Origin of the sequence: Pseudomonas sp. HMSC065H01 (assembly GCF_001815235.1) — a bacterium.
Lineage (GTDB): Bacteria > Pseudomonadota > Gammaproteobacteria > Pseudomonadales > Pseudomonadaceae > Pseudomonas > Pseudomonas aeruginosa.
Map to the genome: position 1 here is coordinate 360963 of NZ_KV819862.1, position 17902 is coordinate 378864.

The window sequence follows — 17902 nt, forward strand, 5'->3', positions numbered from 1 at the left end:
CAATGGCAAGCGAGAGCGAATGCTATCACTGGCTTTCCGAAGCTGTACGGCTCTACCCGATAAGGTTGAACTGGCGCACGAAACGCAAAAAAGAAAACCCCGGGACTGGCCCGGGGTTCTCGTCGCGCTCGCAGGTTCGATCAGAACACGCTGAACGGGTACTCGACGAAGGCACGGATTTCGTTGCCGTCGTCGTTGTACGAGCGGGCGTCGTTGGAGACACGCAGGAACGAGCTGCGCAGACGCAGGGTGAGGTCCTTGGCCGGACCGCTCTGCACCACGTACTGGACCTGGTTGAAGATCTCGCGCTCCTTGCCGTTGCTGGTCTCGGCGGTCTTGATGTTGTCGCCGCGCACGTAGGCTACGCGGTAGGTCAGGCCGGGCACGCCGTACTTGGCGAAGTCCAGGGCGTAGCTGACCTGCCAGGAACGCTCGTCCTCGGCGTTGAAGTCCGACCAGTAGGAGTTGGCCAGCCAGATGGTGGTGCCGCCGTCGCCGATGCCGCCAGCGTTCTGGTACCAGCCGTAGTTGTAGCCGGTGTCGCCGGTGTTGCGCTGGTGGGCGATCATGAAGGTGTGGGCGTCGATGGTGTAGGACGCCGCCAGGCTCCAGATCTTGTTGTCGCGGTTACCGTTGAAGTTCTGGTCGGCGAAGTCGCTGTCCAGCTTGGTGCGATAGCCGTTGAAGTCGAAGTTCAGCGACTGGTCGGCCTGCAGCGGGATGGTGTAGTTCAGGTTGATGTACTGCTTCTTCAGTACGTCCTCGACGTCGGAAGCGTACAGCGAGGCGTTGAAGTGATCGGTGAAGGCGTACTTGCCGCCGAACACGTTGATGCTCTTCAGGCCGCCGCTGTCGCGCCCTTCGGCGCTCTTGCGGGATTCCGCGGTGAAGCGACCGGCGTTCAGCTCCAGGCCCTCGATCTCCTTGGAGGTGATCAGGGTGCCGCTGTAGCTTTCCGGGAGCAGGCGCGAGTTGTCGTAGCTGAGCACCGGCAGGCTGGGCATCTGGTCGCCGTACTTGAGCACGGTGTTGGAGATGCGGAACTTCACCGCCGCGCCGCCCTTGGACAGATCGTCCGCCGCGGAGCCGCTGTCGCCCTGCTTGAAGAAGTCGATACCGGCGGCGCCGCTACGACCCTTGCCGCCGTCCAGGCGTACCGCGTACAAGCCGAACGCGTCGACACCGACGCCCACCGTCCCCTGGGTGAAGCCGGAGGTGAAGGTGGCAGTGGCGGCCTGGCCCCATTCGGCCTTGTCCTGCCGGCCATGTTTGTAGTCACGGCTGATGTAGCCATTGCGGAAGAACAGATCGAGGTGGCTGTCCTCGACAAACCCCTTTGCTGCTTCTTGGTCATTGGCCATCGCCTGGCTTGCAGTCGCGATGCCCAGTGCCAGCAGGCAAATCCTTTTCTTCAACATCTTATTGTTCCTGGTTGTTGGCTTGATGTGCGCTGAAATTGAAGGAAGCGCAAGGTTCGAAGTGCACGGGAGTCATTTGTCCCATTTACCGTGCGTGGCGGTTCTGGTTTCTTGTTTCTCCCGTTGGCGGCGCAACAATACCAGAACATTGTTCGATCCAAGAAAGCTTCGAGTCATTTGCTAATAACCAAAGTGCAAGGAAAGCCCCTTCCATAGGCTCTGAATCGGGCGTTGCCGGATCGCTTCGTCATGCGCCTGCAATATCAACCTTATCGATAAGTACCATGCCGCGAAGTCGCTGCAGTTCTCGCTTTGGGCGGTGATACCGTCGAATCGTGAACGGATCGACAAAGAGGGACGTGACATGAAGATTCTTATCGCTGTATTCGCCGCCCTGGCCCTGTCCGCCTGTGCCTCGCCTCCCGCTTCGAACGCCCCGGCGCTGGCCGCCAGCACCAGCAAGGCTCCCTACGATTACGCGATGTGCGTCTTGCCCAAGTGGCAACGCCAGGCGCCGGGCGTGGCGCTGGTGGAGGAAGGCCGCGGCTATCGCCTGGCGGACGCCGGTCAGTGGCTGGAGGTGCAGCCGGCGGGGGGTGGCAGCCTGGTGCGAATCCATGATCAGCAGCCCTGGGTCACCCGCGGGGCCTTCATCGATGCGGCCAGGACCTGTTCCTGAGCCGCGAGGAAGAGGGAAGAGCTCCGGCCCCCCTAGCATGAAGTGTCCGGAGCTCTACGGCCGCAAACGGAGGATGGCCGCAGAACGATCATCTGCCTATGGCCGGCGCTGCGCTTGATCGAGATCAAGTACTGGAGGCCGGGGAGCCGGCGTGTGCGGCGATTCGCGTGACGGGTCTCGTTTTTTCTGTGAAGTGCATTGCATAACGCTTCAATCGGGACGGGTGGCCAGCATGCCAACCAGTTCCTGGGCAGCCTTGCGCAATGGCTGGTTTTTCAGCCAGATAGCGTGGACAGGCAGTTTCAGCTCGTTCTTGGTATTCCTGAAGTCCAGGCGTACCAGCCTTCCCGTTGCCAGCAGCGGCGCGACCCGGGACAACGGGAAATTGCCCCAGCCGATCCCCGCCTCGACCATTTCCAGCGCCGTGCCCAGGCTGTCGGTGCGCCAGCAGGCGCCGGCAATCAGCGGACGGGTGTCGGCCAACGGCAGGTCGCAACTGGCCACCAGGATCTGCCGCACGTTCACCAGCTCTTCCAGGTACAGCGCCTGCCCCGGCTTCTGCAGGGCGGGATGGCGCGGCGAGATGGTCGCGACCAGCGATTCCGCGCCGACATACTGGAAGCGCTCCTGCGGGTTCACGCTGATGCCGGCGAATCCGAAGCACAGGCTGATGCGGCCGCCATGGAGCAGGGCGAGGGCATCGTCCTGCGCCGCGCTGAGCACCTCGACATCGAGCAGCGGGTAGCGCTCGGAAAGGGTGCGGAGGGCGCCGAACAGCCGCCCGCTGTCGATGTCCGCAACCACGCCGAGCGACAGGCGGCTTTCCAATCCCTGGGAGAGTTCCAGCGCATGCACCTGCAACTGGGCGAGCTGCTCGGCGATCATCCGCGCTTGCGGTGCCAGGGCCCTGGCCAGCGCCGTAGGACGGGCTTCGCGGTGGGTTCGCTCGAAAAGGGCGAAACCCAGCTCCGCCTCCAGGTTGGCGATGCCCATGCTCACCGCCGAAGGCACTCGACCCAAGGCACGGGCGGCGCCGGAAAAGGAGCCGCGGTCGAGGACGGCGAGGAACAGCTCGATGGTATCGCTGGAAAAGTTCATGGCAATTCTCCTATCAGCAGATCTGAAAGCTGCTGACTTTTTCTGTCAAGAAAATTGATCCAACCTTGCCCGCCTTTCCGCTATCACGCCCGAGAGGTCCACGTGCAAGGCATCAAGCGCAAACTGGTCTACGTGACCGCCTACGAATTGATCGGGATGAGTATCTCGACCCTGGGGCTGGCCCTGCTCGCCGGTTCCACGCCCACTACCACCGGCCCCCTGGCGGTGGTGATCACCACCGTCGCGGTGACCTGGAACTTCATCTACAACTGCCTGTTCGAGTTCTGGGAGCGGCGCCAGGCCGTGCGCGGACGCAGCATTGCGCGGCGGGTGGCGCACGCCATCGGCTTCCAGCTGACCCTGGTGGTCTACCTGATCCCGCTGATCGCCTGGTGGATGGGGATTTCCCTGCTGGAGGCGTTCTGGCTGGACCTGGCGCTGATCGTCCTGATCCCGTGCTACACCTTCCTCTTCAACTGGGCCTTCGATCGCCTGTTCGGCCTCCCAACTTCCGCGTTGCCGGCCGGCGAGGCGGCCTCCGTCTGAGGATTTTTTTTCTTCAGCGCCATTCGCGCTCGCCTTGGCCGGGGCAAATCGCCTACCTTAGACGGACGTGCGCTGTGGTGCCGGTTCAGGGAGGAAGTACGACCGCAAGCCATGAAGGTCTGCCCCGGCGAGGATGGGGTGCGGCATTTCGATGAACGGATTGGGGTCACTATGCGGATTTTGGGGATGCTACTGGGGACCGTCTTGCTGGCGGGTTGTTCGACATCGACGCCCTCGCTCGACGAGACGGACCAGGTACCGAAGGAGCGTTTGTACAACTACCAGTTCCGTGACGACGGCGACGCCTTCCTGGTGGTTTCCCGGGACCGCGAGTTCCTCGGCAGCGTCTGCAATACCCGCTTGATCATCGATAGCCGCCTGGCCGCCGAGATCCAGGCCGGCGAGAGCGCGCGTTTCCGTCTTCCGGCGGGGCTGCGGGTGGTATCCGTGCAGGGCGATGGGATCTGCCGCGGCGAGGCGCCCAAGCAGGTGGTGCATGTGCAGAACGGGCAGACCACGCATTACCGGATCACCGTGGACTCCGGCCTGAACATCGGCCTGGTGCCGGGCTGACGCCGGCGCAACGAAAAAAGCCGCCCGTGGGCGGCTTTTTCATGCGCGGCGTTTATTCGCTGACCGCTTTCTCGACCTTTTCGGACGCCGACCAGATCCGATAGCGGACCTCCACGTCCTTCGGCGCATAGACCACGATCGGCAGCTTGCTGTTGTAGCGCAGCAGGAAGCCTTCGCCGACCACCGGGATGAAGCGCTGCTCCTTCTTCTGGCCGGGGCAGGCCATCATCGTGCTCATCGGCCCGCTGACCTTGTCCAGGCGGTAGTAGGAGTAGCCCCAGCCTTCCAGGGTATGTTCTTCCAGCTCGCCGCCCAGGCGCTGCTGGTTGCAGTCGGCCTCGAGGGTCTTGCCGGCGATGATCTCGACCTTGAATGCGTCTTCCGCGTCCTGTTTCGGCAGGTGGATGACCTGGCGGGTGAAGCCGGCATCTGCCTTCGGGTAGGGAACCTTTTCATCCAGTTTGGCGGCCATGGCGGTGCTGGAAAGAGCGGCAACGCCGGCGGCGATCAGTAGTGCTTTCATGTCCTTGAGGTTCTCCTTACGTGGTAACGCGAGCAGGGTAAGACACCGAGGCACGGGTGAAAAGTTCAGTGGGGGACGTAACGGAATGTTCCATGTCCTGGGCCAGCCGGTCGGGGCACGGCCGAATCGCGGGCAAAAAAAAGACCATCTGCGGGGGGAGGGCGATGGTCTTCAAAGGAGCGTCGGGGACTTGGGGTTCTCCCGACGCCGCTACGATCTCACGCCGCTCCGCTGGGGAAAAATGCTTTGGGCTGATAGTGGCTATCGATGCCGGTGACTTGAAATTCCCCGCCAACTCATAGCAAGTTCCGCACGATAGAGCCGTCAGCGCATCAGTTTGCGTTTTTTCAGCGGGTCAGTTGCAAGGCCAGTTCATCGACCTGTTCGGCCCAGTCGGAGTCCTCGGCCAGGGCCTCGCGCAGGAAGCTGGCCTGGGCAGGGTTCCAGAATGGCGCATCGGGCAGCGCCGTGCCCTCCTCGAGGTGGTGCCGGGCGAGAAAGGCGACGATGTCGTCTCGCCCAGCGGGGAGCCCCAACTGGCGGAACAGGTTGGAAAAGGTGTGCGGGCTGGTGTCCATGACGGTTCCTCCTGGATTCGCTGTTTTTCCACTATAGCCGGCGGGACGGCAGGGCCGCCGTGGGAGCCGGGGGTGGGTAATTTTGTCGCAGATGAAAAAGACTGTTGTGCGCGGCGTGCTTCATGGCGAAGGGGCGGGCGCTTATTATTAGCAAGCTAATGATAACCGGAGTCAGCCTATGTCCAGAATCGAAGTCGCCGTGCTGGTGGGGACGTCCGTTCCCGAATCGCTGCGCAGCAAGGGATTGCTGGCCTGTTGGATCCTGATGGTGGACGGCGCCATGTGGGCCGGCCCCTTCACCAGCCGTGACGAGGCGGAAGCCTTGAAGGGAACCTGGGAACTGAGTTGGCCGCTGGAGGCGGCGATCTCCGCCTGAGCCAAGGCCCTTGCCTTGCCGAAAAGCCCGCCGAGCGCGGGCTTTCTGTTGCCTGCGGAAACGCCCTAGCGGCGGCCCACCAGCAGGCCGAGGAGGAAGCCGGCGCCGGCCGATACGGCGATGGTCTGCCAGGGATGGTCCTCGACGTATTCCTCGGTCGCTTCGGCGGCCGCCTGGCTGCGTTGCACCACGCCGCGGCGGGTGCGCTCGATGGCGTCGCGACCACGATGCAGCACGGAATTGATCTGTTCACGCAGGTTCGCGCCCTCCTTGCCGGCCAGGCTGCCGGTGCCGCTCATCAACTGGTCCACCTCGGCGATCAGGTCCTGCAGTTCGGCCATGGCCTGGTCCTGGATAGCCTGCTTGGCGCGAGCGGAGCGGGTTTTCAGAGTCATGTCGGTCTCCTTGACGAGGATGGTTACCTAGGTATGGAGTCGCCCGCTTCGCTGAAAGTTGCACGGCATGGCCTGCGTCGGGGGTTTCCGTAGCATGCGGGAGAGCCGTTTCAGGATGCCCCGGCCTCGCCGCGCAGGTAGCGGTCGAGGTCGATCGCTTCGCCGCTCTTGAGTTTCAGGCGTCGGCGCAGGTCGTCGAACATAGCGTCGTACTCGCGGCGCTGGCGCACGATCGGTCCCTGCCGCAAGCGCAGGCCGTGGCGTCGGGCCAGGCGACTGGCACGGCTGGCGAAATGCACGGCGGCGTCGCGTGGCAGTTCGAAGCTTTCGCTGAAAGGCTGGCCGTCGATCCGGCCCTCCATGTCGAAGTGTACGGCCACCGGGCGGGCCTCGGCCTCCAGGACCCGGTAGCGCAGGTGGATATCGAATGCCTGGCGGTCGACTTCGCTGGCCGAGGCGAGATGCAGATGGCCGGGAATGAACATGGCCTGCCTCCTTTTCGGATAACCGGGGAAATGCCCTTGCCTGCCAGGGTATGCTTCGCCGGCCTCGGGACGGCTGTCCCAGGTCAGTTTTTTCCGGATTGGAGCGGGGATGCGAATGGCGCTGGGAGCGTTCGGGTGTTGACTGACTGGGCCGCGTACGCCGGGCTGTTCCTCTCGGCGTTCGGTTCGGCGACCCTGCTGCCGTTGCAGTCGGAAACCGTGCTGGCCGCCTTGCTGCTGCGCGGCGGCCAGTCGGTCGCGTGGCTGCTGGCGCTGGCCATCGTCGGCAATGTGCTGGGTTCCTGGGTCAACTGGTGGCTGGGTCGCTACCTCGAGCATTTCCGCGGTCGCCGCTGGTTTCCCGTGGGCGAGGTGAAGTTGCTCAGGGCGCAGCGACACTATCGCCGCTACGGCCGCTGGACCCTGCTGCTCAGTGGGGTGCCGGTCATCGGCGATCCGCTGACGCTGGTGGCCGGCATCATGCGTGAGCCCTGCTGGAGTTTCCTGCTGATCGTCGGCCTGGCCAAGACGCTCCGCTACCTGGCCCTGGCTGCGCTGGTGCTGGGCTGGGCCGGCTGAGCGCTTCGTCGGCGAGCGTAGAACTATTTTTCGCGGGGCAATGTCCATTGCTGCGAGGTGTAACTGCCGCCTCATCGCCCCCGGGGCCTTTAGTTGCCGCTGTGGTCCCGGGGGCTTCTCTTTTCCTGCCTGTTTCCGGCGATGCGAGGTGCGCAATGTCGAGGGTGGTTGCGGGATCGCTGGTCTGCCTGCTGCTCGGTTCGGCGCCGGCCTGGGCTTCCACGGCCGAGGCGTGGCAGGCGCACGACGCCATGGTGCGTGCCGCCTGCCTGAAAGCCAGCGGCTTGCGCCAGGTACGCGCGGTGGGGCAGGTACTGCCCTTCGACGATGAGGTGGGCTATTCGGCGCTGCTCCTGCAGGGCCGCTATCCGCAGCCGCACATGCAGGGCCGCCAGGGCCGCGAGCTGTGTCTGTACCGGCGCGCCACCGGCAAGGCCAGCGTCAGCGAGGCCGACGCCCTGCTCAAGCCTTGAGTTCGGGGTCGTCGTTGTCCGGAAGTTCGCGCTCGCCAGGGTCCTTGCCGTCTTCCGAATGGTGTTCGATCACCGCGTTCAACTCGGCGCCGAACAGCACCACTGCCGCCGACAGGTAGAAGTACAGCAGGAGGATGATGATCGCCCCGATGCTGCCGTACATGGCGTTGTAGTTGGCGAAGTTCTTCACGTAGAAGCCATAGGCGAGGGACGCGGCGATCCAGGCGATCACCGAGAGCACCGAGCCTGGAGTGATGAAGCGGAAACGCTGCTCGACATCCGGCACCAGGTAGTAGAACAGCGCCACCGCGAGCATCAGCAGGAACACCGCAAGAGGCCAGCGCAGCCAGGTCCAGAGCGTCACCAGGTACTGTTCCAGACCGACCAGGCCGGCGATCCAGGCGATCACCTGCGGCCCGGTGACCATCAGGCCGGCCGCCACCAGCAACAACAGGGCGATGCCGAGGGTGTAGAGGATCGACAGGGAGAAGCGCTTCCATACCGGGCGGCTCTCCTTCACGTCGTAGGCGGCGTTGAGCGCGATCATCATCGAGCGGATGCCCGCCGAGGAGGTCCACAGCGCCACCGCGATACCGATCGACAGCAGGCCGCCTTTCTGCTGCTGCAACTGGTCGATCACCGGGTTGACCTGATCCATCGCCTCGGGCGGCAGCAGCAACGCCGCCTGCTCGCGCAGCCAGGCGAAGAACTCCGGTAGGTGCAAGTAGCCTACGAGGGTGATCAGCACCAGCAGGAACGGAAATAGCGAGAACAGCATCTGATAGGCGAGGGCCGAGGCGTAGGTCGGCATGTCGTCCTCGAGGAACTCGTTCACGGTGCGCTTGACCAGGCCGAACAGGCCTATTTCCCGATAAGCCGTACGGAACATTCCATCTCCTTGCTGTGTGCGTGCCGATGACGATCGACCACCGATGGCCGCTTGCCGCCAGGCATTTTCCGTTGGGTGAAATTCGTCGCGTCCTTTCTGGGACGCCACGGCGGGCGAATTGGTTCGTCGCCGGCGTCATCATTCGGTCGCATCCGTTAGCCAGACTGCGCCTGCCCGCCGCGCGGCGGGCCTCCGTCCAACTTCTCAGAAATGGAGCGCACCATGTCTGTCGACCTGAAGAAAATCGCCGCTGCCTTTCCCGAGTTCCAGTTGTCCAGCAAGAGCCGCCACGACGGCGCGCTGTTGTTGCAGTTGCAGGCCGCCGACGGCCGCTACGTGGCTCGCACCATACCCTCGCCGCAGCTCAGCGCGCCGCCGGAGACCGAGTGGCTGATCCGCAGCATCCGCCGGGAACTGGCCGTGCCGGGCATGGAAATGGCGATGGCGGCACGCTGAGTTTTTTCGCCGCGGGAACCGATGATGCGATAATTCCGCCTTTCCACACAGCTGACGGGAAGGCAATGAAGCGCGAGAAGGTTCGGGACAGGCAGGCGGCAGGGAAGATCTCGGCGACCCACATCATCGCCAATCCCACCCTGGCCAGGGAATGGATCGTGTTCTTCAAGAAGGACGGCGGGCGCAGCTATTTCCTGGTCGACGAGAGCGACGAGGTGATGTCGTTCCGCCGGCTCGACGACGCGGTCAAGGAGCTGCGCGGGCTGGGCATCAAGTTCGCGGAGATCCATCTCTAGGAGCGGCGTCGCGCGGTCGCCACTGGCCAGCCTTGCGCGCCCGCGCTTCTTCCTCGGCGAACCGGTACTGGCCGCGCGCCTCGGCCGTCTGGCCGCTGTCCGGCGCGTCGCGCCAGCTGGCCAGGCCAATGGTCAGCAGGGCCAGCCCGGCATCCAGGGTATGTCCGCAGGTGGGGCAGTCGGCCGGGGTGACCCAGGCCGCGCCGAGGATGCGGAAGCGCGCGTCGCGGCCTTGCTCGCGGATGGTCGCCGATTTGCCGAGCAGCATGTCTTCCAGGGCTTCCCGGGCGCGCCGACGCCAGGGCTCGGCGGCCGGTAGCTCGACGGCATTGAGCTGGATGCGCAGCGCCTTGTTCGCGCCGGGCAGGCGGCAGCCCAGGCTGGCGTCGTCGTGTATCGCCACCACCGTGCAGTCGAAGCGGCGCTCCCCGGCGTCGGCGGCGAACGCCAGGGCGGCGCAGAGCGGCAACAGGGCGAGGGTGCGGAAGATCATGGGCTACTCCGGCGGAGGTCAGCGTCGACGCGAGGATAGGTTGCTGCAGGTCGCCAGGTCCACCGGGCCGACATAGGGATTGCCCCAGCCCATCACGCAGCCGACCATGTGGTTGCGCTGGCGCTCCCAGGTCTGTGGCGGGTACTGCTTGTGCCAGGCGTTGTAGAGCTGGCGATCCTGCTTCGACAGGCGCAGGCCGTAGCGGTCGCTCATGTAGAAGTAGGTGCGGGCGATCATCCCGCGAATCTGCGGGCGTGGCATCGCCTTGCGCGCCTTGAAGTCCACCACCATCGGGCAGGCGCCGTATTGCTGGGGTTTCTGCGGCAGCCAGCCGAAGCCGAAGTTGCTGCGGTCGCCGTTGACCTCGCCGATGCTCGGCACCAGGTTGTGTAGGTCGGCTTCGGCGCGCTGGTAGGTGCTGTCGTGCCTCGCGCAGTTGCTCCGCCCGCCGTTCTGCCAGCAGCGCCGCTGGTGACCGATCACCCAGGCCGGGACGATGTGTTCCCACTCGATGCGCCGCGCGCGGTTGGCGTTCTTCCTCGGCTTGTAGCCGCAACTGGCGAGGTCGACACGATTTCCCGAGTAGCGACAGCCGCAGTAGAACTCCACGGATTGCCGGGCGTAGAGCTTCCAGCCGATTTTCTTCGCTTCGGAGAACGTGCGCGGGGCGTTGGCCTGGCCGGTGCTGGCGAGGAGGAGGGCGAAAAGGCCTACAAACAAACGGGAAAGCATGCGGCAACTTCCAAAAAAATCCGCATGTTACTGATTTTGCAGGAGATGCCAATCGTGGCCAGTCCATGGCCAGGCGAGGGGCGGACCTTCCCGTTTGCGCCGCGTCCATGCGATGGTTAGTATACGTTCCGTATATGTTTTGTAGTCGAGGTGTAGTGTGGGCCTGGTGAAGATTTCCGAGCAATTGCACGAAGAGGCGCGCATCGCCTGCAAGGCCATGTCGCGCTCGATCAATGCCCAGGCCGAGCACTGGATGCGCATCGGCATGCTGATCGAAGCCAATCCCGGCCTGACCTATGCGCAGGTGCTACGCCAATTGATGGACGAAGCGCGCGAAAGCGACCGCCGCGAGCAGGACGCGGCGAGGATCTCGGGATGATCAAGAGCGCGGAGGAAGTCCAGCGCATGAGCGTGGCCGGCGCGCTCACCGCGAAAGTCCTCGAAGCCCTCGACGAGGTGGTGCGGCCAGGCATCAGCACGGCAGAGATCGACCGCTTCTGCGAGCGCTACATCGTCGACACCCTCGCGGCGATTCCCGGCAGCAAGGGGCAGTACGGCTATCCGTTCACGGTGAACACCTCGGTCAACGAGGTGGTCTGCCATGGCTGGCCGTCGGCGCAGCAGATCCTCCGCGACGGCGATATCGTCAACGTCGACGTCACGGTGATCAAGGACGGCTATTTCGGCGACAGCAGCAAGATGTACCGGGTCGGCGCCATCGACCGCCAGGCGCAGAAGCTGCTCGACGTCACCCGCGAATGCCTGTACCGGGCGATCCGCGTGGTGCGCCCGGACGCCACCCTCGGCGATATCGGGCATGCCATCCAGAGTCACGCCGAAGCCAACGGTTATTCGGTGGTCCGCGAATACTGCGGGCATGGCATCGGCCGCAAGATGCACGAGGCGCCGCAGGTCCTGCACTTCGGTCGCGCTGGCGCGGGTGCGCGGCTGAAGGCCGGGATGACCTTCACCATCGAACCGATGATCAACCAGGGCGGCCACGCGGTGAAGCTGCACAAGGACGGCTGGACCGTGACCACCCGCGACCGCCGCCTGTCGGCCCAGTACGAGCACACCGTGCTGGTCACCGAGCGGGGTTGCCGGGTCCTGACCCTGCGCGAAGAGGAGCGCGAGACGCTGGCCGACCTGGCTGGCTGATCGACGCCCGGCCTGGTTACACTGCGACGACTTTTCCGAAGGGAGGCTGGCGGGTGTCCGGCAGGCGTTTTGGCGAGTTCGAACTGCGCGCCACCTGGTTGCGCGAGGACAGCGGCTATCTGGCCGAGATCGAGATAACCAGCATCGACGACGGACGCACCGAATGGCTGGTGCTGCCGGGCCAGCCGCCGTGCGAGAGTCCGGCGGCCGCGCTGTCGCTGGCGGAAGCGGCGCTGTACCGGGTGCGCGGCTTCGATGCACGGGGCCGGCCGCTGTTTTCCGACTGAGCCAGCTGGCAAATCGCATGGTGCATTTCGCACGACCTTGCAGTTTGCACGGGCCGCTTCGCTGAGTATTTTCACAAGTTATTGATTTTAAATGGTTTTAATTTTCCATGTGGTTGGCATGAAAGCTGCCACCTTTCCCCGTGTTGCGGCTGCGCTGAAGTTCGCGGTCGGTTTTCATGCAAGAGGGGATAAACGATCATGGAAAAGTCCATCAAGATGCTGTTCGATGCCTTCCAGGCCACCTTTGCCGTATCCACCCAGATGCGTCCGGACGGCGGCGCCCTGCTGACCCTGCGCAACGGCGAAGAGATCGTGACCCGTCGCGTGGTGTCCGCCGCCCAGTTGGCCGACGAGAAGCGCATGTACTGGTTCATCAACGCCGTGCGCCGCGACCTGGCCCTGGAGGCGGGGAGCCTGCCGGTGGATGTGGTCGGCACCCTGCGTCGTCTGCAGGAGCGCGGCCTGCCGAGCTACATGGCGGGCTGAACGGTTCGTCCGGAATCCTGGCGGAGACCTCCGGCAGGGCGGGCGAGAGTGCTAGAGTGAAGCTTCGAGGGGGCTGGGCGAGGATCGACCGGCCCCGCTCGTGTCGGAAGGGAAGGCCAGGGCTGGCCTGCCCGTTCGGCGCTTCGGCAGGCTGGCGCAGAACGATGCAAGGTCGTTCGGGTCAGCATCAGGGATGAAATGACTGACAGGAGTCGGGATGCTGCGTTACGTCGTGGGTTTTCTCGCGTTCACCGTGCTGGCGGCCTATCTGTTGCTGGGGGTTTCCCAGCACGCCTTCCTGCCGTGACCGGTCGGCATGGCGGCTTCAGCTGCGTTGCGGAAGAGGCTGTGGCGGCCGTGCGGGATGCCGGTTTTCGGCTTGCCGTGCCTTGCGTTGCAGGCGTGCGCGCCGACGCGGCACGCGCAGGAAGGCCCACAGGGTGACGCCGGCGAGGCCCAGCCAGGCGACGATCAGCAATGTGACGAAGGATTCGGGAGTCATGGTTCGTCCTCCTCTTACCCAAGGATAGACCCTGCGGAAAGGGGAATTACTGCAATCGGTCTTCGACCATGGTCTGAAACGCGGTCACTCGGGGCCGGCGCCGACCAGAGCCAGGCAGCCGGTCAGGCTGGTCAGCAGGGGCAGGGCGAGCAGGAAGGCCAGCCAGATGGCCTCCATGCGCAACAGCGTGGCGCCGAGGAACAGCGCGACCAGGAGGATGGTCATGAGCAAGGCGGTCCAGCCGAAGTACATGGCGAAGTTGTCGATGCCCAGGCCGATGCCCCAGCCCAGCAGCAGGGCCCATACCCCGGCCAGCGCCAGGCCGAGAGCCAGCATGCTCGCCAGGGTCCGGGCGGACGGGGCATGCAGCGGGTGGTTGCGGAATAGCTCGTAGAAGATCGGCGTATTCATCGGCGTCACCTCCGCAGGGGAACTTCCAGCCTAGCCCAGCGGGCGAGACGGCCCTAGACCTATTTGTCATTACGGGGCGTGACCTCAGGCCGCTAACATCCATCTTTTCCAGGCGATGCCGTGCATCGGGCTGCGGGCCCGATCACCGTTCGTCGCGCTGAGTCGAAAAAGAAACCGAAAGGGTTGCGTGCATGAGTGGCGAACTCGCCTCGTTCGAGGTGGATGGGTATCAACTGGTCTATCAGGACCTGGGCGAGGGCACGCCGGTGCTACTGGTCCACGGTTCGCTCTGCGACTACCGCTACTGGCAATGGCAGTTGCGCAGCCTCGGCGAGCGCCACCGGCTGATCGTGCCGAGCCTGCGTCACTACTACCCCGAGCGCTGGGACGGGCAGGGTGCGGACTTCACCAGCGCCCGCCACGTCGCCGACCTGCTGGCGCTGGTCGAGCGGCTCGGCGAGCCGGTACACCTGCTCGGCCATTCCCGTGGCGGCAACCTGGCGTTGCGCCTGGCGCTGGCCGCTCCGGACGCCCTGCGTTCGCTGAGCCTGGCCGATCCCGGCGGCGACTATGCCGCCGAGGTCTACGCCCACGCCGGCCTGCCTGCCCCCGAGGAGCCATTGGAACGCAACCAGTTCCGGCGCCAGGCGCTCGAATTGATCCGTGGCGGCGAGGCGGAACGGGGACTGGAACTGTTCGTCGATACGGTGAGCGGCGCCGGGGTATGGAAACGCTCGTCGGCGACGTTCCGCCGAATGACCCTGGACAACGCCATGACCCTGGTCGGGCAGGTGGCCGACCAGCCGCCGGCGCTGTCGCTGTCGGAACTGCGCTCGATCGACCTGCCGAGCCTGATCCTCAACGGCGAACGCAGTCCGCAACCGTTCCCGGCCACCGCCGAGGCGCTGGCGGCGGCCCTGCCGCGCGCCAAGCTGCAACGCATCCAGGGTGCGTCCCATGGCCTCAATGCCACCCGTCCGGCGGCTTTCAACCGGTCGGTACTGGAGTTCCTGGCGCGCGTCGATGGCGTTGCGCCGGACGTGGAAACGTCCTGAAGCGAGGCCGGGCGAACTGACCGCTCGTCAGCTCGCCGCGGATGCTTTACCATGGGCGCTTCGCGCCGGATCAGCTCCGGCGTTTTTCGTCAGTAGCCATTCCCAGTGATCTCCGTCCGCGCGCTTCGGCGCAGGGGTGCCGCAAGGCGCCTGCCACTGTGAGGCAGGCCGGCCCGGCGGGCGACGCTTACTGGCACATCCCAACCCACGTGGCCTTTGGTAGGGGTCACCACTAGGAGAGGAGGCGCCATGCCCATCATTACTCTTCCCGACGGCAGTCAACGTTCCTTCGATCACCCGGTCTCCGTGGCCGAGGTGGCCCAATCCATCGGCGCAGGCCTGGCCAAGGCGACCCTCGCCGGCAAGGTCGACGGCCGCCTGGTCGACGCCTGCGACACCATCGATCGCGACGCGACCCTGCAGATCATCACGCCCAAGGACGAGGAAGGACTGGAGATCATCCGCCACTCCTGCGCCCACCTGGTCGGCCATGCGGTCAAGCAGCTCTATCCGACCGCGAAGATGGTCATCGGCCCGGTGATCGAGGAAGGCTTCTACTACGACATCTTCTTCGAGCGCCCCTTCACCCCCGAGGACATGGCGGCGATCCAGCAGCGCATGCGCGAGCTGATCGACAAGGACTACGACGTGATCAAGAAGATGACCCCGCGCGCCGAGGTCATCGAGCTGTTCAAATCCCGTGGCGAAGACTACAAGCTGCGCCTGATCGACGACATGCCGGACGAGAAGGCCATGGGCCTGTACTTCCATGAGGAGTACGTGGACATGTGCCGCGGCCCGCACGTGCCGAACACCCGCTTCCTCAAGGCGTTCCAGCTGACCAAGATTTCCGGCGCCTACTGGCGCGGCGACTCGAAGAACGAGCAGTTGCAACGCATCTACGGCACCGCCTGGGCCGACAAGAAGCAACTGGCGGCCTACATCCAGCGCATCGAAGAGGCCGAGAAGCGCGACCATCGCCGCATCGGCAAGCAGCTCGACCTGTTCCACCTGCAGGAAGAAGCGCCGGGCATGGTGTTCTGGCACCCGAATGGCTGGAGCGTCTACCAGGTGCTCGAGCAGTACATGCGCAAGGTCCAGCGCGACCATGGCTATGTCGAAGTGCGTACCCCGCAGGTGGTCGACCGCATCCTCTGGGAGCGTTCGGGCCACTGGTCGAACTACGCCGAGAACATGTTCACCACCTCCTCGGAAAGCCGCGACTACGCGGTCAAGCCGATGAACTGCCCGTGCCACGTGCAGATCTTCAACCAGGGCCTGAAGTCCTATCGCGACCTGCCGCTGCGCCTCGCCGAGTTCGGCGCCTGCCACCGCAACGAGCCGTCCGGCGCGCTGCACGGGATCATGCGTGTACGCGGCTTTACCCAGGACGACGCGCATATCTTCTGCACCGAAGAGCAGGTGAAGAAGGAAGCGGCCGATTTCATCAAGCTGACCTTGCAGGTCTACCGCGACTTCGGTTTCACCGACATCGCCATGAAGCTGTCGACCCGTCCGGCCAAGCGCGTCGGTTCCGACGAGCTGTGGGATCGCGCCGAAGGCGCGCTGGCCGATGCGCTGAACGAATCCGGCCTGGCCTGGGAATACCAGCCGGGCGAGGGCGCGTTCTATGGGCCAAAGATCGAGTTCACCCTGAAGGACTGCCTCGGCCGTAACTGGCAGTGCGGCACCCTGCAGTACGACCCGAACCTGCCGGAGCGCCTGGACGCCAGCTACATCGCCGAGGACAACAACCGTAAGCGCCCGGTGATGCTGCACCGTGCGATCCTCGGGTCCTTCGAGCGCTTCATCGGCATGCTCATCGAGCACTACGCCGGAGCCTTCCCGGCCTGGCTGGCGCCGACCCAGGCAGTGGTGATGAACATCACCGACAAGCAGGCCGATTTCGCCGCCGAGGTGGTGCGGATCCTCGGGGAAAGCGGATTCCGTGCCAAGTCCGACTTGAGAAACGAGAAGATCGGCTTTAAAATCCGCGAGCATACTTTGCTCAAGGTTCCCTATCTCTTGGTTATTGGAGATCGGGAAGTTGAATCGAAGGCCGTCGCGGTGCGTACGCGCGAAGGGGAAGACCTGGGCTCCATGCCCGTCACCCAGTTCGCTGAGCTGTTGGCACAGGCGGTTTCCCGGCGTGGTCGCCAAGACTCGGAGTAATCATTATTAAGCGTGAAATGAGACAGGATAAGCGAGCTCAACCGAAACCCCCGATCAACGAGAACATCTCGGCTCGTGAGGTACGGTTGATTGGAGCTGATGGCCAGCAGGTTGGTGTTGTTTCGATCGATGAGGCGATCCGCCTAGCCGAAGAGGCGAAGCTGGACCTGGTTGAGATTTCGGCCGACGCGGTGCCTCCTGTCTGCCGCATCATGGACTACGGCAAGCACCTGTTCGAGAAGAAGAAGCAGGCTGCGGTCGCCAAGAAGAACCAGAAGCAGGCGCAGGTCAAAGAAATCAAGTTTCGTCCAGGGACGGAAGAAGGGGATTACCAGGTAAAACTACGCAACCTGGTACGTTTCCTTAGTGAAGGGGACAAGGCCAAGGTATCCCTGCGATTCCGCGGCCGTGAGATGGCTCACCAGGAGCTGGGGATGGAGCTGTTGAAGCGGGTCGAAGCCGACCTCGTGGAGTACGGCACCGTCGAGCAGCATCCTAAGCTGGAAGGACGCCAGCTGATGATGGTCATCGCTCCCAAGAAGAAAAAGTAACCACCAGGGCACTGGCAGGCCTTGCGGTTATGCGTAATCACTCAATGCGGAGTATCCGAACATGCCAAAGATGAAGACCAAAAGTGGCGCGGCCAAGCGCTTCAAGAAGACTGCTGGTGGCCTCAAGCACAAGCACGCCTTCAAGAGCCACATCCTGACCAAGATGACCACCAAGCGTAAGCGTCAACTGCGCGGCACCTCGATGCTGAACAAGTCTGACGTTGCGCGCGTAGAACGCTCCCTGCGTCTGCGCTGATTATTAAGGTAGAGGATTAATTCATGGCTCGTGTTAAGCGTGGCGTTATCGCCCGTCGTCGTCACAAGAAAATTCTGAAGCTCGCCAAGGGCTACTACGGTGCACGCTCGCGCGTGTTCCGCGTTGCCAAGCAGGCGGTGATCAAGGCTGGCCAATACGCCTACCGTGACCGTCGTCAGCGCAAGCGTCAGTTCCGCGCACTGTGGATCGCCCGTATCAACGCTGGTGCTCGTCAGAACGGTCTGTCCTACAGCCGTCTGATCGCCGGCCTGAAAAAGGCGGCCATCGAGATCGACCGTAAGGTCCTGGCCGATCTGGCAGTGAACGAAAAAGCGGCGTTTACCGCGATTGTCGAGAAAGCGAAGGCAAGCTTGGCTTAAGCCCTACGACAATCACCGGACTTCGGTCCGGACGTAACGTCACCGATAGGGGAAG

At 64.0% G+C, this 17902-nt stretch carries 28 protein-coding genes; 17 read left to right on the forward strand and 11 right to left on the reverse strand.

Annotation, left to right across the window (positions count from 1 at the left end; translation table 11 throughout):
• Positions 1–140: 140 nt before the first annotated feature.
• Positions 141–1418, reverse strand: coding sequence for an OprD family porin (locus HMPREF3014_RS11290; RefSeq protein ID WP_003099122.1), 1278 nt, complete (start codon positions 1416–1418; stop codon positions 141–143).
• Positions 1419–1782: 364 nt separating this feature from the next.
• Between HMPREF3014_RS11290 and HMPREF3014_RS11295 the strand changes: the two genes are divergently transcribed.
• Positions 1783–2097 (forward strand): hypothetical protein, encoded by a 315-nt coding sequence (locus HMPREF3014_RS11295; RefSeq protein WP_003143770.1) that lies wholly within the window; start codon positions 1783–1785, stop codon positions 2095–2097.
• Between the two features lie 210 nt (positions 2098–2307).
• On the opposite strand, the gene HMPREF3014_RS11300 is transcribed toward HMPREF3014_RS11295, so the two are convergent.
• A complete protein-coding gene (locus HMPREF3014_RS11300; protein ID WP_003099119.1) occupies positions 2308–3195 on the reverse strand; it encodes a LysR family transcriptional regulator in 888 nt (295 codons plus the stop codon).
• A 102-nt stretch (positions 3196–3297) separates the two neighbouring features.
• On the opposite strand from HMPREF3014_RS11300, the gene HMPREF3014_RS11305 reads away from it, so the two are divergent.
• Both HMPREF3014_RS11305 and HMPREF3014_RS11310 read left to right on the forward strand, forming a co-directional pair.
• A complete protein-coding gene (locus HMPREF3014_RS11305) occupies positions 3298–3741 on the forward strand; it encodes a PACE efflux transporter (RefSeq protein ID WP_003090812.1) in 444 nt (147 codons plus the stop codon).
• A 186-nt stretch (positions 3742–3927) separates the two neighbouring features.
• Positions 3928–4314: a hypothetical protein gene (locus HMPREF3014_RS11310; protein WP_003114417.1), complete on the forward strand. Its 387-nt coding sequence runs from the start codon at positions 3928–3930 to the stop codon at positions 4312–4314.
• Between the two features lie 52 nt (positions 4315–4366).
• Here the strand turns inward: HMPREF3014_RS11310 and eco are convergent, their stop codons facing one another.
• Together eco and HMPREF3014_RS11320 are read right to left on the reverse strand one after the other, a co-directional pair.
• A complete protein-coding gene (eco, locus tag HMPREF3014_RS11315; protein WP_003090808.1) occupies positions 4367–4837 on the reverse strand; it encodes a serine protease inhibitor ecotin in 471 nt (156 codons plus the stop codon).
• A gap of 347 nt (positions 4838–5184) precedes the next feature.
• Positions 5185–5415 carry a DUF2789 domain-containing protein gene (locus HMPREF3014_RS11320; protein ID WP_003090806.1) on the reverse strand — a complete coding sequence of 77 codons (231 nt, stop codon included), beginning with the start codon at positions 5413–5415 and terminating at the stop codon, positions 5185–5187.
• 178 nt (positions 5416–5593) lie between these two features.
• Between HMPREF3014_RS11320 and HMPREF3014_RS11325 the strand changes: the two genes are divergently transcribed.
• Positions 5594–5791 (forward strand): hypothetical protein, encoded by a 198-nt coding sequence (locus HMPREF3014_RS11325; protein ID WP_003090804.1) that lies wholly within the window; start codon positions 5594–5596, stop codon positions 5789–5791.
• A gap of 65 nt (positions 5792–5856) precedes the next feature.
• Here the strand turns inward: HMPREF3014_RS11325 and HMPREF3014_RS11330 are convergent, their stop codons facing one another.
• Positions 5857–6186, reverse strand: a complete 330-nt coding sequence (locus tag HMPREF3014_RS11330; RefSeq protein ID WP_003090802.1) for an ElaB/YgaM/YqjD family protein — start codon at positions 6184–6186, stop codon at positions 5857–5859.
• A 110-nt stretch (positions 6187–6296) separates the two neighbouring features.
• Positions 6297–6671, reverse strand: a complete 375-nt coding sequence (locus HMPREF3014_RS11335) for a DUF5064 family protein (RefSeq protein WP_003090800.1) — start codon at positions 6669–6671, stop codon at positions 6297–6299.
• 135 nt (positions 6672–6806) lie between these two features.
• Here HMPREF3014_RS11335 and HMPREF3014_RS11340 point away from each other — a divergent pair, with 135 nt between their 5' ends.
• Together HMPREF3014_RS11340 and HMPREF3014_RS11345 are read left to right on the forward strand one after the other, a co-directional pair.
• Positions 6807–7250 carry a YqaA family protein gene (locus HMPREF3014_RS11340; RefSeq protein ID WP_023087193.1) on the forward strand — a complete coding sequence of 148 codons (444 nt, stop codon included), beginning with the start codon at positions 6807–6809 and terminating at the stop codon, positions 7248–7250.
• Positions 7251–7405: 155 nt separating this feature from the next.
• Complete coding sequence (locus HMPREF3014_RS11345; RefSeq protein WP_003108875.1) at positions 7406–7723, forward strand: hypothetical protein; 318 nt, start codon at positions 7406–7408, stop codon at positions 7721–7723.
• Here the strand turns inward: HMPREF3014_RS11345 and HMPREF3014_RS11350 are convergent.
• Positions 7713–8612, reverse strand: coding sequence for a YihY/virulence factor BrkB family protein (locus HMPREF3014_RS11350; RefSeq protein WP_003090797.1), 900 nt, complete (start codon positions 8610–8612; stop codon positions 7713–7715). The genes HMPREF3014_RS11345 and HMPREF3014_RS11350 overlap by 11 nt on opposite strands.
• Positions 8613–8834: 222 nt before the next feature.
• Here HMPREF3014_RS11350 and HMPREF3014_RS11355 point away from each other — a divergent pair, with 222 nt between their 5' ends.
• Together HMPREF3014_RS11355 and HMPREF3014_RS11360 are read left to right on the forward strand one after the other, a co-directional pair.
• Entirely contained in the window at positions 8835–9068 is a 234-nt protein-coding gene (locus tag HMPREF3014_RS11355) for a DUF3509 domain-containing protein (RefSeq protein WP_003090796.1), read from the forward strand.
• Positions 9069–9133: 65 nt separating this feature from the next.
• The gene (locus tag HMPREF3014_RS11360) at positions 9134–9364 is read left to right on the forward strand and encodes a hypothetical protein (RefSeq protein ID WP_003090795.1); all 231 of its coding nucleotides are present in this window, start codon (positions 9134–9136) and stop codon (positions 9362–9364) included.
• On the opposite strand, the gene HMPREF3014_RS11365 is transcribed toward HMPREF3014_RS11360, so the two are convergent.
• Together HMPREF3014_RS11365 and HMPREF3014_RS11370 are read right to left on the reverse strand one after the other, a co-directional pair.
• Positions 9339–9857: a thermonuclease family protein gene (locus tag HMPREF3014_RS11365; protein WP_003114413.1), complete on the reverse strand. Its 519-nt coding sequence runs from the start codon at positions 9855–9857 to the stop codon at positions 9339–9341. The genes HMPREF3014_RS11360 and HMPREF3014_RS11365 overlap by 26 nt on opposite strands.
• An 18-nt stretch (positions 9858–9875) precedes the next feature.
• Positions 9876–10589 carry an endonuclease gene (locus tag HMPREF3014_RS11370; protein ID WP_003124481.1) on the reverse strand — a complete coding sequence of 238 codons (714 nt, stop codon included), beginning with the start codon at positions 10587–10589 and terminating at the stop codon, positions 9876–9878.
• A gap of 157 nt (positions 10590–10746) precedes the next feature.
• On the opposite strand from HMPREF3014_RS11370, the gene HMPREF3014_RS11375 reads away from it, so the two are divergent.
• From HMPREF3014_RS11375 to HMPREF3014_RS11390, 4 genes are all read left to right on the forward strand, one after another.
• Positions 10747–10968 carry a ParD-like family protein gene (locus HMPREF3014_RS11375; RefSeq protein ID WP_003090688.1) on the forward strand — a complete coding sequence of 74 codons (222 nt, stop codon included), beginning with the start codon at positions 10747–10749 and terminating at the stop codon, positions 10966–10968.
• Entirely contained in the window at positions 10965–11747 is a 783-nt protein-coding gene (gene map, locus HMPREF3014_RS11380; RefSeq protein ID WP_023087194.1) for a type I methionyl aminopeptidase, read from the forward strand. The genes HMPREF3014_RS11375 and map overlap by 4 nt, the downstream gene beginning before the upstream one ends.
• Before the next feature lie 53 nt (positions 11748–11800).
• Positions 11801–12034, forward strand: coding sequence for a hypothetical protein (locus HMPREF3014_RS11385; protein WP_003090686.1), 234 nt, complete (start codon positions 11801–11803; stop codon positions 12032–12034).
• A 198-nt stretch (positions 12035–12232) separates the two neighbouring features.
• On the forward strand, positions 12233–12520 hold the full coding sequence (locus HMPREF3014_RS11390) for a DUF3509 domain-containing protein (RefSeq protein ID WP_003090684.1): 288 nt from the start codon (positions 12233–12235) through the stop codon (positions 12518–12520).
• Between the two features lie 325 nt (positions 12521–12845).
• On the opposite strand, the gene HMPREF3014_RS11395 is transcribed toward HMPREF3014_RS11390, so the two are convergent.
• A complete protein-coding gene (locus HMPREF3014_RS11395) occupies positions 12846–13022 on the reverse strand; it encodes a hypothetical protein (RefSeq protein WP_003099098.1) in 177 nt (58 codons plus the stop codon).
• 84 nt (positions 13023–13106) lie between these two features.
• Positions 13107–13433 (reverse strand): hypothetical protein, encoded by a 327-nt coding sequence (locus HMPREF3014_RS11400; protein ID WP_003090681.1) that lies wholly within the window; start codon positions 13431–13433, stop codon positions 13107–13109.
• A gap of 191 nt (positions 13434–13624) precedes the next feature.
• Here HMPREF3014_RS11400 and HMPREF3014_RS11405 point away from each other — a divergent pair, with 191 nt between their 5' ends.
• From HMPREF3014_RS11405 to rplT, 5 genes are all read left to right on the forward strand, one after another.
• Positions 13625–14488, forward strand: coding sequence for an alpha/beta fold hydrolase (locus tag HMPREF3014_RS11405; RefSeq protein WP_016263381.1), 864 nt, complete (start codon positions 13625–13627; stop codon positions 14486–14488).
• A 249-nt stretch (positions 14489–14737) separates the two neighbouring features.
• Entirely contained in the window at positions 14738–16660 is a 1923-nt protein-coding gene (thrS, locus tag HMPREF3014_RS11410; RefSeq protein WP_003090677.1) for a threonine--tRNA ligase, read from the forward strand.
• A complete protein-coding gene (gene infC, locus HMPREF3014_RS11415) occupies positions 16660–17211 on the forward strand; it encodes a translation initiation factor IF-3 (RefSeq protein ID WP_003119938.1) in 552 nt (183 codons plus the stop codon). The genes thrS and infC overlap by 1 nt, the downstream gene beginning before the upstream one ends.
• Before the next feature lie 61 nt (positions 17212–17272).
• A complete protein-coding gene (gene rpmI, locus HMPREF3014_RS11420) occupies positions 17273–17467 on the forward strand; it encodes a 50S ribosomal protein L35 (RefSeq protein ID WP_003090673.1) in 195 nt (64 codons plus the stop codon).
• 23 nt (positions 17468–17490) lie between these two features.
• Positions 17491–17847 carry a 50S ribosomal protein L20 gene (rplT, locus tag HMPREF3014_RS11425; protein WP_003099086.1) on the forward strand — a complete coding sequence of 119 codons (357 nt, stop codon included), beginning with the start codon at positions 17491–17493 and terminating at the stop codon, positions 17845–17847.
• Positions 17848–17902: the final 55 nt, after the last annotated feature.